Genomic DNA, 9,644 nt, shown 5'->3' with positions numbered 1-9,644 from the left:
TAAGTATTGAGAAGTTTCAAATGTGAATTCGAGCGCAGTCGAGAATACTTTGATGTTCCAGTTGACTTCATAGTAACAAGTTTATAGTTTGAATTAAAAACAAATAAACAAACTCACAAAAAACGAATTAACAAGAAAAGAAGTTTATAAGTTTAAGAGTTTATACTTTGAAACAAACAGGCAGTAAGTAATACAACCCACAACTAACAACTAACAACTGACAACACCCAAATCAACACCAACTAACAAAAAGTGCATAACTTTCAAAAATAACAGTTGTAATAGCGACTTGAGTGTTTTATTTTTGAGGCAATTATGCAGCAAGACATTCATCACTATATAAATCAGTTAAATGACGCGCAAAGAGCGCCTACACTTCACAAAGATGGAGCGTTAATGGTCATAGCTGGTGCAGGTTCAGGAAAAACAAGAGTACTTACGTATCGAATCGCGTATTTAATGAGTCAAGGAATTGACGCGTTTAATATTCTATCACTAACGTTTACCAACAAGGCCGCACGTGAAATGAAAAAGCGTATTGCCGATATTGTGGGTGGAAGTGAAGCAAAAAACCTTTGGATGGGAACGTTCCATTCTATTTTTGCGAAAATTTTACGCTTCGAAGCAGATAAACTAGGCTATCCAAGCAACTTTACAATCTATGACACACAAGATTCCGAACGTCTAATTCGCTCTATTATCAAGGAAATGCAACTTGATAAAGACATCTACAAATACAAACAAGTACGTTCGCGAATTTCTTCTTTCAAAAACAACTTAATCACGGTTCGTGCATATTTTAACAATGCCGATTTGGTAGAAGCAGATGCAATGGCAAAACGTCCACGAATGGGCGAAATCTATAAAGAATATGTAGATCGTTGTTTTAAAGCTGGTGCAATGGATTTTGATGATTTACTGTTGAGAACCAATGAATTACTGAATCGTTTCCCAGATGTATTAGCCAAATATCAAGATCGTTTCCGCTATATTTTGGTAGATGAGTACCAAGATACAAACCATTCACAATACTTAATTGTAAAAGCATTAGCAGATCGTTTTCAAAATATCTGTGTCGTAGGTGATGATTCACAAAGTATCTACGCATTCCGTGGTGCAAACATCAACAACATTCTTAACTTCCAAAAAGATTATGATAATGTTGAAATGTACCGTTTGGAACAAAACTATCGTTCTACTAAAAACATTGTAGAAGCCGCCAATTCAGTCATAGAACACAACAAAACTCGTTTGGACAAAGTAGTTTGGACAGCAAACGATTCTGGTCCAAAAATAAAAGTAAACCGTAGTGTTACCGATGGAGAAGAAGGTCGTTATGTAGCAAGCTCTATTTTTGAGACCAAGATGCGTGAGCAATTGCCAAATGGTGATTTTGCCATCTTATATCGTACCAATGCGCAATCGAGAGCAATGGAAGATGCCTTGCGTAAACGTGACATTCCATATCGAATATACGGAGGTTTGTCATTCTATCAACGAAAAGAAATCAAAGATGTATTGGCATATTTACGTTTAATCGTCAATCCGAAAGATGAAGAAAGTCTAAAGCGTGTCATCAACTATCCAGCACGTGGAATTGGGCAGACTACGATTGATAAACTAGTCGTTGCTGCCAAACATTACGGACGTTCGATGTTTGAAGTAATGGAAAATATTTCAAAAATCGATTTAAAAATAAACAAAGGAACAAAAACAAAATTGGAGAACTTCATCACCATGATTCGAAGTTTTCAAATCATGAATGAAGGTGCAGATGCGTTCGAATTAACAAAACACATCACCAAAAAAACAGGTTTAGTTCAAGAATTAAAAAAGGATGGAACGCCTGAAGGAATTGCACGTATTGAAAACATCGAAGAGTTACTAAACGGTATTAAAGATTTTGTTGAAGGACAAATAGAAGTAGCAGATGCAACGGGAGCTTTGGCAGAATTCTTAGAAGATGTAGCGCTTGCAACCGATATGGACAATGATAAAGGTGATGACGACAGAGTTGCTTTAATGACGATTCACTTGGCAAAAGGACTCGAATTTCCGCATGTATACATTGTCGGAATGGAAGAAGATTTATTCCCGTCTGGGATGAGTATGAGTACACGAAGTGAACTAGAAGAAGAACGTCGTTTATTCTATGTTGCCTTAACCAGAGCCGAACAACAAGCTTATTTAACCTATACACAAAGTCGTTATCGTTGGGGAAAATTGGTTGATGCAGAACCAAGTCGTTTTATAGAAGAAATTGACGACAAATTCTTGGATTATATTACGCCAATAGATAGCTACCGTTTCAAACCGTTGATAGATAATGATATTTTTGGAGAAGTAGACAAAAGCAAATTACGTTTGCAAAAACCAATATCTGGACGTCCGCCAGTTGTGGGAAGCCCAACGCCAGAACAAGTAAGAAAGCTACGAAAACTAAAACCAGAACGAACACAAAGTAGTCCGCCAAGCGGTAGTTTATTAGACGAAAGTCTAGTTCCTGGAACTTTGGTAGAGCACTCGCGTTTTGGTCGTGGAGAAATTTTACGATTAGAAGGTGTCGGAGGTGATAAAAAAGCAGAAATCAAATTTAAAGTAGGCGGAATAAAGAAGCTATTACTGCGTTTTGCAAAGTTGAAAGTGGTAAAATAATATAAAAAAAGAAAACGAGCCGAAGCTCGTTTTTTTTGTCTAGTTAAAATTACATCTAGGATCTCTTACGGTACGTTGCGGACAAGGATACTCTCTTGTAACACCTTGACAATTAGAGCAAGTGTCTTGCAATCCAGAACAAATAGCACTTCCAGCACCTTTAATTTGATCTGTTTTTAAGTTAGATACAGAATTTTTTCCTAAATCTAATTTTGCTTTTAAATTTCTTTTTTTCATGATTAAAGTTTTATGGTTAATTCTTTAAACTTACAGATTAACTCCTTAAAAATGAAAAAAGTATACTCGAAATTCATAAATGCAGAGAAGCATATTTTGTGCTTATAATTCCCAAGATTTGATACTGCCATCGTAGGAAGCGCTTAGGATTTTTTTCTATCGAACAATTCAATTGCTTGTACAAAATTTTGATGTTCGTATACTTTGATTAGATTCTCTTTTTAAACCACTTTTAAATTAGGTTTCTACAAGTTTCTCAAAATGAGCTACAAATTCTGTAAAATTAAGATTATATTTTTCCGCACATTGTATTATATGCTTTTTACCATCTTTCAAATAAATAATAATCGCAGGAAAATTTCTAGAAGATATTCGTACTTGAAATTTTTTAACTTGATCTATTGGAAATCTTCGTTGAGAATCAATTATTAATACTTTGGAATTGAGTTTTATAATCGTTTCTTTAGAGACTTTATTTTCAATCTTATTCAAGATCGTAAAAGCAGGAATGATGCTCATAATAAGTAATATAATACCAATAGCTTCACCTTTTATTTCAAAGAAATGTACAAGTATTGATATGCAAATGATCAAAAGAAATACATAACTAAGAACAGAAATTATAATATAAAAATAGAGTTTTCGTAAAGATATAATGGGGAAACGATATGTCATAAATTATTGCACCTTATCAAGCAGTCAATTCTTGAATCGTTTTTTTGAAAAAAGAAAAGTAAATACGTCCCCACATTGGTTTTTTATCAAAAAAGAACACTTCTTTAGTAGTAGCATCAATAACTACAGGAATGGTAAATGCGGCCCATTTTTTACCCGATTTTAACTTTTTACAATATACTTTCGCATCTTCAGAAACATTTTCAGAGATTAAAATAGAAATCACTCCAACACCAGATTGCAAACCTCTCAACCAACCATTGTAGTTTTTACGACTATAGTCGAAAGATTCTTTGAGATGATTTTCAATCGTTTCTACTGTAATTGTTTGATCACCAAGATCACTTGCCATAATAAATGTATTCAGCTGTGTTGCCATCCAACTCCAACGAAATTGTTTGTCATACCCAATAACTGTTGGTTGTTCTATTATTGAATCTTCTGAGAAAAATATTTGCTGCGCTTGCAAGCGATTTTTAATAGTATCTAAGTTCATCTAATTAGTCTTTTAATAGTTCGTCTAACAATTCAACCATTTCTTCAAACTCTTTATTCGTAAAACCTCTGGAAGCATAGACTATTTTACCATTTTTAATAATATAATTTCGCGGAATATATTTGGTTGCAAAATGATTGTAAATCGCTTTAGAAACATCTGGATGCATCGGAAATGTGGTTTTAAAATCCTTTTGAAACTTTTGCACTTTCGCCAAATCATCACCACGACCAAAAGCCATCATTACAAAGTTTTTATTGTCTTTATGTTTCAACCAAACATCCTTTTCTAAATATGGCATTTCTAGTTTACATGGCGGACACCAATTGGCAAAAAAGTTAATAAATACCACTTTGTCTTTATAATCAGACATTTTTATTTTTTTACCATTTTCTACGGTAAATACTAAGTCAGAAACGTCTTGTCCTTTCTTGGCAACATCGCCTTCTTGCGCATATCCGACAAGGAAAAAAAGACTAAAAGCCAAAGTTGTAATGAATTGTAATCGCATGATAAAGTTTGTTTTAATGTGTCAACAAGATATAGAAATATTTTAACAAAAGCGATCTTGTCTAATGCGAGTTTTGTTACATTTTTTAGGTTCTACACTTTGCAATCTTCAAATCAAAACATTCAGAAATATAAAGCCACCTTCATTAAACATCTATAGTAAAATAAGATGCTCTGCATTCATAAGAAATAGCTAGAGGGTAACTAGTTGTGTTTCAAATCGGGTATTTGTACGCTATTTATTACCTCTTATTTGTATTAATTTTAAGCGTGTTTTTAAATGTTAATCATATAGTATTTATAAGTAAATTATTATGTATGTGTAGTATTATACTTTATTTATGTTGCTATTGATCAATTTTATAAAACCAACCAAAATTAGGGTGTAAGCTGAAAAACCTGTAAAGAGTAGGCAAAAAATAATACCAAAAATTATGAATGAATTTGATCAAAAAGAATTCTCAGATGTATTTGAAGTAAGTCAAATGGCGACATTAAACCAATCGCCAAGCGCATTAGATCAACGAAAAAGTTTTTTCGACATCAAAGAAACTGGTCGTGATTTATTAATCTCAATTGGAGAAACAGTAGTCATTGGATTAGAAGACAATCTAGATGTAAAACCAAAAATTCTATCTACAAAAAGTCTTGATGAGTACAAGCTTTGGATAGGAAGAACTAATGACAGAGCAGATAACCATCCTTGGGAAACACCATCAAAGCCTTGGGGAGGAAAAGAAATCACTTCGAAAACAAATCTAACGCAAACAGAAATTTCAGATATTGAAAAAGCGGGTTGGATTTATCTATTCAATGATTCAAAGAAAGTAGCAGATTACGAAAAAGCTATCGAGCAATATCAAGGAACTTTTGAAGCTGCTTTATATCACTTCCGTAGAATCGTAATTCAGCCAGGCGGACGTCTTATTCTAAAAGGAAATCCTGCTTTAGTGTTAATTGATGAGATGGAAATTCAAGGAAATGGACAATTTGAAACCTATGCAATTTCTCATACAACCATTGGAAGTCTTAGAAAGATTGAGCAACAAGAATTTATTAACAACTAAAACACAGGAAAAATGAGTAATTCAAAAAGTAACTTTATAAGTTTTGTAAACGAAAAAGCCATTGTAGAAGTATCTGATGGAGATACAAGAACAGTGACACCAGATAATCCACTAGTGATAGATTATACTCCAGCAAGTTATGACGATGTTGATATTCAAGGAGGACAAATTTATACAACTATAAATACAACTGTAACATTTAAAAAACTAACAAAAACCTCTTAAAAAACAGAAAAATGACAACATTACAAGAAACAGACTTAGGAGACATTTTAGTACTTGGAGACTCAGGTTCTAATGGAGCAAAAGGAGAAGACGGAAAAACAGCTGCTAATGGTTCAGATGGAAGGGATTGTGATTGCAACTGGGCAAGTGGTTGTAGAGATTCTACCGCTGGAGGAGATGGTAAAGATGGAGCAAATGGAGCAGATGGAAAAGACGCAAATGACGGAAGCAACGCTTTACCTGCAACATTTACCATTGATGAGTTAGCTGGAAACATCAAAGTTTTTAGTGCTGGTGGAAACGGTGGTACAGGCGGAGACGGTGGAGTTGGCGGAAACGGCGGAAACGGCGGAAAAGGCGGAAAAAAAGACTCAGATGGCGCATACAAATGTTCAGGCTCTAACGGAGGTGACGGTGGAAATGGTGGAAACGGTGGAAACGGCGGAAACGGCGGAAACGGTGGAAACGGAACTACTGTTGATGTAACATATACTAAAACTGATGATAACGGCGTAGTTGGAAGTACTGCAAAATCAGAAGTTGGAAACGGCGGAGCTGGTGGAGCTGGTGGCGATAGCGGAAAAGGTGGTTCGCCTAGTGGTAATGCCGGAAATGCAGGTTCTCCAGGAGTTGGAGGAAACAGCGGATCTATAAAAGGATCGGCAAGTACTATTCAAATTCATGCGAATTAGTAGTAAGCTTTTTAGTAATGAATATTATTAAAAATAATAGTATAGGGAATGAGGTAAATGCTTTATTGCATTTGGCTCATTCCTACACTAAAAACACTGAAAAAATAAGCACTTTAGGTAATACATTGTTGCACCTAAAAAATAAGCACCAACGTATTGGTGGAGTTTCTGAATTAAATAATGATGGTTCGCCCTTACAAGTATGTTTATCAAGTAATTCAAAAAAAGTAAAAATTCGTCTTATAGCTGATCCCGTATCAGAAATTTTTGATCCAAAAGAACGAATAGAAGCCAGTAAAGAAGTATTGACAGAAATATTAACACAGACAAAAACAAGTTCTTTAGCGGCGTATTGTGAGTATTTATTTGATGAAGTATTAACCTATAAAACAGTTTTTTCTATAAATGATTTTTATAGAGGAGCTTGTTGGATTGGAGCTTCGCCAGATCAACCTGGAGTTGCTTTGTATTTAGACACACGTCCGTTAGGGAGAGAAGGTGGATGGGATATGGCAAGAAAATGGTTGACAAAAGTCCTTCCTAATACTTCTGAAAGTGAAAAAGTACTTGAAGCTCTAGAAAAATATGCGGTCACAGCAAGCATTGGTTTAGAAGCATTAAATCCAGAAACAGGAAGAGCAAAAATTTATTGGAGACTTAAACAAGCAACACTTTTAAGTAATCTTGGTGCTAGTCCATTAAACAGTCCGCAAATTATAAAGTTTCTCTCAAAAGTAATAGGAAATGCAGAAATGAAGCTATCTGGAACTGTATTTAGTATCGGATTTGATTTAAAAACGGGCAATTTGGAAGATGCTAAAGTCGATTTGTGTGGACATTGTATACGAAAATCAAATGCAGATTGGATCGATGTAATTAACTCTTTGACAAATGAAAACGAGTTGCAAAAGATAGGCATTGAAACGGCATTAAACTCAAATGAAAATGAAGTTGCTTTCTTAGGAATGGGCGTTACTACTACGAACGAAACAAGGATTAATGTATATCTAAAGCCTAAGTGGCCAATAAAATTTGAACCAAATACAGATGATGCAAACTATTATACATATACAAAACTACAACGAGCAATAGATTATTTATTGCACATTCAACATGAAAATGGTTCTTGGGGCGATTATTACTTACCAGTAGGAACCTCAATACATTGGATTACAGCTTATGTCGGATATGCGCTTGCTGAAATAGGACATACACGAGGATTTGAAAAAGCTTTTGAAGCCGCCCAAAAAGCAGCTACATATTTAGAAACGCAAAGAGATTATAATAAAGGATGGGGTTACAATGCTACCACTGGAGCAGATGCAGATTCTACCGCTTGGACAGTACGCTTGTTCAAAATATTAAAAAAACCAGTTCGCAAGGAAGATGAAGCATTTTTACAATCGCATTGGAAAGTATCAGGAGGTTTTTCAACATATAAAGATAAAAATCATTGGGCAGATGCACATCCATGTGTTACGCCAATTGCATTTATGGGACTTTCAACAGAAAACCAACGTGAATTATATCCTGAGTTATTGCAATACTTAAAAACAATTGCTCCGAATAACGGAAAATGGCCAAGCTACTGGTGGAAAAACCATCTCTATAGTACCTATCATTATCTGGAGTTATTCAACAATATGCAAATTGCTGAAGAAGAATTCTATCAAACTATAGAGTTAGAAAACTCAACATCAACGACCGCATTTGAGCTTGCCTTAAAAATAGGCATTATGCAGTACAGAGATACTGATACAAATGCTTCAGTACTACAATTATTGAACAGACAATTACTTGATGGAAGATTTCCTGGTGGATATAATTTAAGAGTAACAGATCAATCCTGCGAAAAACCTTGGGAAAATCCAAAAGGCACTTTGTATTGCGATTACGCATGTACCATCACCACAGCAACGGTAATAAAAGTATTAAAACAAGTGATGTATGACTAAAAATAAACGCCCTATAAGAGCTCGACTTTTTTATAAAAGTACTTGCCCACCATGCAAATGGATGTCCAAACTGGCAACAATCTTATCGCTTGGAACCATAAAAAGAATTTCCATTTACGGAGAAGAGGCAGAAACCTTATACCAACAATATCCTGATCACAGAGGTCAATTGGTATTAAAAGTTGGAAAGAAAGTTACATTTGGACGATCAGTTTTTGCTGAAGTTCCAAGATGTATTGTAATGGCATGGTTTAACCTAATAAGATCAATAGCATAAAAAAAATACATTATGAAACAGATGATATGGGATATTTTTAATGACGAAACTGTAAATGCTGAATTTGCAACACAAGGCTATACAGTACTATCTATTGATGATATTAATATTTTGGAAGAATTATCAGCAATGTATACTGAAACAGCTGCTTCTTATCAAGCAGGATTTTCGGCAACACTATTGGTGCAAAACTTTTCGCATCGTAAAGAAATTCATAAAAAAGTATCTACTGTTTTAGCGGGAACGATTAACAAATATTTTAAATCGTATCGACAAATATGTTGTGGTTTCGCGGTAAAAAAAGCTAATGATAGCAGTAGTCACATGCCTTTACATCAAGATATATCGATGGTACAACCACAAGGCAGACCAGGCTTAAGTTTTTGGTTTCCTTTAGTAACTACAAATGAAAAAAATGGAAATCTTCAATTGGTACCTAAAAGCCATCTTTTTTACAGACATGAAAGAGCAGCAGGAACACCTTTTCCTTTACTAGAAAAAGAAGAAGAATTGCGAGCACATTATTTAAAAGCAATTCCAACAAAGAAAGGGCAAGCTATTGTATTTGATCAAACATTGTTTCATGCTTCACCTCCTAACATGAGCAGTGAAAATAGAGTAGTAGCTACAAGCGTATTATTGCCTGAAGAAAAGCCTACTTATTATTATCACAGAAAATTTAACACAAATCCAGTAGAACTTACGTCATATAAAGTAACAGATGACTTCTATTTTACACACCAACTAGGAATGGAACCTAAACATGTAGAAGCAATAGCGCATTTCCCTGAATATTCTCCCACAAAAGATCTTTCACTTTTCCCAAAACTAATTTGCTAAACCTAACTAATTAAT

At 34.6% G+C, this 9,644-nt stretch carries 11 protein-coding genes; 7 read left to right on the top strand and 4 right to left on the bottom strand.

Translation table 11 applies throughout. From position 1 onward, the window contains the following. Window positions 1-315 precede the first annotated feature (315 nt). Window positions 316-2,655 (top strand): ATP-dependent helicase, encoded by a 2,340-nt coding sequence (locus tag ACRBBL_RS17770; protein WP_431370423.1) that lies wholly within the window; start codon window positions 316-318, stop codon window positions 2,653-2,655. A gap of 39 nt (window positions 2,656-2,694) precedes the next feature. Here ACRBBL_RS17770 and ACRBBL_RS17765 read toward each other — a convergent pair whose 3' ends face one another. The 4 genes from ACRBBL_RS17765 to ACRBBL_RS17750 form a co-directional block, all read right to left on the bottom strand. Next, window positions 2,695-2,892: a hypothetical protein gene (locus tag ACRBBL_RS17765; protein ID WP_431370422.1), complete on the bottom strand. Its 198-nt coding sequence runs from the start codon at window positions 2,890-2,892 to the stop codon at window positions 2,695-2,697. 237 nt (window positions 2,893-3,129) lie between these two features. After that, complete coding sequence (locus tag ACRBBL_RS17760) at window positions 3,130-3,411, bottom strand: hypothetical protein (RefSeq protein ID WP_431370421.1); 282 nt, start codon at window positions 3,409-3,411, stop codon at window positions 3,130-3,132. Window positions 3,412-3,583: 172 nt separating this feature from the next. After that, window positions 3,584-4,063, bottom strand: coding sequence for a hypothetical protein (locus ACRBBL_RS17755; protein WP_431370420.1), 480 nt, complete (start codon window positions 4,061-4,063; stop codon window positions 3,584-3,586). A 4-nt stretch (window positions 4,064-4,067) separates the two neighbouring features. Next, the gene (locus ACRBBL_RS17750) at window positions 4,068-4,574 is read right to left on the bottom strand and encodes a TlpA family protein disulfide reductase (RefSeq protein ID WP_431370419.1); all 507 of its coding nucleotides are present in this window, start codon (window positions 4,572-4,574) and stop codon (window positions 4,068-4,070) included. Window positions 4,575-5,007: 433 nt separating this feature from the next. Here ACRBBL_RS17750 and ACRBBL_RS17745 point away from each other — a divergent pair, with 433 nt between their 5' ends. From ACRBBL_RS17745 to ACRBBL_RS17720, 6 genes are read left to right on the top strand one after another with little or no spacing between them, the layout of a single operon-like run. Beyond that, window positions 5,008-5,640 carry a hypothetical protein gene (locus tag ACRBBL_RS17745; protein ID WP_431370418.1) on the top strand — a complete coding sequence of 211 codons (633 nt, stop codon included), beginning with the start codon at window positions 5,008-5,010 and terminating at the stop codon, window positions 5,638-5,640. 12 nt (window positions 5,641-5,652) lie between these two features. Then, a complete protein-coding gene (locus tag ACRBBL_RS17740; RefSeq protein ID WP_431370417.1) occupies window positions 5,653-5,865 on the top strand; it encodes a hypothetical protein in 213 nt (70 codons plus the stop codon). Window positions 5,866-5,876: 11 nt separating this feature from the next. Next, the gene (locus tag ACRBBL_RS17735) at window positions 5,877-6,557 is read left to right on the top strand and encodes a hypothetical protein (RefSeq protein ID WP_431370416.1); all 681 of its coding nucleotides are present in this window, start codon (window positions 5,877-5,879) and stop codon (window positions 6,555-6,557) included. A gap of 17 nt (window positions 6,558-6,574) precedes the next feature. After that, window positions 6,575-8,512, top strand: a complete 1,938-nt coding sequence (locus tag ACRBBL_RS17730) for a prenyltransferase/squalene oxidase repeat-containing protein (protein ID WP_431370415.1) — start codon at window positions 6,575-6,577, stop codon at window positions 8,510-8,512. Next, window positions 8,505-8,789 carry a hypothetical protein gene (locus ACRBBL_RS17725; RefSeq protein WP_431370414.1) on the top strand — a complete coding sequence of 95 codons (285 nt, stop codon included), beginning with the start codon at window positions 8,505-8,507 and terminating at the stop codon, window positions 8,787-8,789. The genes ACRBBL_RS17730 and ACRBBL_RS17725 overlap by 8 nt, the downstream gene beginning before the upstream one ends. A 12-nt stretch (window positions 8,790-8,801) precedes the next feature. Beyond that, entirely contained in the window at window positions 8,802-9,629 is an 828-nt protein-coding gene (locus tag ACRBBL_RS17720; protein ID WP_431370413.1) for a phytanoyl-CoA dioxygenase family protein, read from the top strand. The last annotated feature ends 15 nt before the right edge of the window (window positions 9,630-9,644 follow it).

The organism is Kordia sp., from assembly GCF_050633145.1.
Classification (GTDB): domain Bacteria; phylum Bacteroidota; class Bacteroidia; order Flavobacteriales; family Flavobacteriaceae; genus Kordia.
The sequence above is the reverse complement of the archived record's forward strand: the minus strand, read 5'-3'. Positions and strand labels throughout refer to the sequence as shown.